Here is a 1,411-nt window from a genome sequence, read left to right as displayed (position 1 = left end):
GAGCGTAGTGCCCGGCCGCGCCCACTGCTCGAGAGCGAGCTCTACTGCTCGGCGCGCGCGGCGCGGCGGGCGCGCGCCCGGGGGCGGGCCCCCCGCCCCCCACCCCCCCACCCCCCCCTTCGCCGTCCCGCCCCCGCGCCACCGCCCCTCGCCACCGCCCCTCGCCGCCGCCCCTCCCGCGCCCTGCGCTCCCGCACCCTCGCGTCCCCTGCGCCCTCGCGTCCCCTGCGCCCGTGTCCCCGCGCCGACTGGAGAACCGCCCATGCGCCCTCGTCCCCGCCCCCGCGTCCCCGCGTACGGTCCGCTGCTCGCCCTGCTGCTGCTGGTCGCAGGCCTGCTCCTGCCGGCCACGGCGGCGACGGCCGCGGACAACGGCACCTGGGGGGTGTTCCCGACGCCCCCGGCCGGCGCGCCGATGACCGACCGGGCGTACTTCTTCCACCAGGGCGCGGCCGGGACCACGGTCGGCGACAGCGTGACGGTCCTCAACTCCTCCGACAAGGAGCTGACCTTCCGGATCTTCGCCACCGACGCGGTGAACACCCTGGCCGGCGGCGCGTTCGCCCTGCTGCCGGTGGAGCAGAAGCCCCGGGGCGTGGGCGCGTGGATCGCGCTGCCGTCCGAGACCGCGACCACGGTGACCGTGCCGCCCAAGGGCCGCAAGGACATCCCGTTCACCGTGAAGGTCCCGCAGGACGCGACGCCCGGTGACCACGTCGGCGGGATCGTCGCCCTCAACACGGCCGTGGAGGGCATCCGGCAGGAGGGCAAGGTCCAGGTCGGGGTGAAACGGCAGGTCGGCGCGCGGCTGTACTTCAGGGTGCCGGGTCCGGTGACGCCGGGGCTGAGCGTGGAGGACGTGAAGGTCAGCCGGTCCGCGCCGCTCCTGCCGTGGGTCCAGGACGCCCGCGCCACGATCTCGTACACGCTGGTCAACCGGGGCAACGTGGTCGTCGAGCCCAAGGTGGCGGTGTCCGCCGAGGGGTTGTTCGGCCGTACGGTGCTGGACCGGCCGGCCCGTGAGCTGAAGCTGGTGCTGCTGCCCGGCCAGCGGGTGCAACTGACCGAACCGTGGGCGGACGCACCGCAGTCGGACTGGGTCACCGTACGAATCTCGGCCGGGGCGACGGCCTATCCGGACCTGGCGTCGGCTTCCGAGGCGGAGTTCATCGCCGTGCCGTGGCCCGCCGTCGGCGTGCTGCTCGTCCTGGCGGGCGCGGCCCTCGTCCTGCTGGTCCTGCGGCGGCGCCGCGCCCGGTCGGCCGCGGACGCCGGCGAACCCGCCGAGCCCGCGGCGGACTTGGCCGGAACCCGCTGACCGCGGGGCCGGGCCCGGGAGCACCGGCGGGCAGCGGGCACAGCGGGCAGCGGGGCGCGGGAACGGAGCTCGCCCCCCGCGTGAGGCGTGCGG

General features: G+C 76.8%; 1 protein-coding gene. It reads left to right on the top strand.

The genetic code is table 11. From position 1 onward, the window contains the following. The first annotated feature begins 262 nt into the window (after nt 1–262). Complete coding sequence (locus tag ACFXA3_RS42515) at nt 263–1,318, top strand: WxL protein peptidoglycan domain-containing protein (RefSeq protein ID WP_385196893.1); 1,056 nt, start codon at nt 263–265, stop codon at nt 1,316–1,318. The last annotated feature ends 93 nt before the right edge of the window (nt 1,319–1,411 follow it).

Source organism: Streptomyces sp. NPDC059456, from assembly GCF_042750055.1.
Taxonomy (GTDB): domain Bacteria; phylum Actinomycetota; class Actinomycetes; order Streptomycetales; family Streptomycetaceae; genus Streptomyces.
The sequence above is the reverse complement of the archived record's forward strand: the minus strand, read 5'-3'. Positions and strand labels throughout refer to the sequence as shown.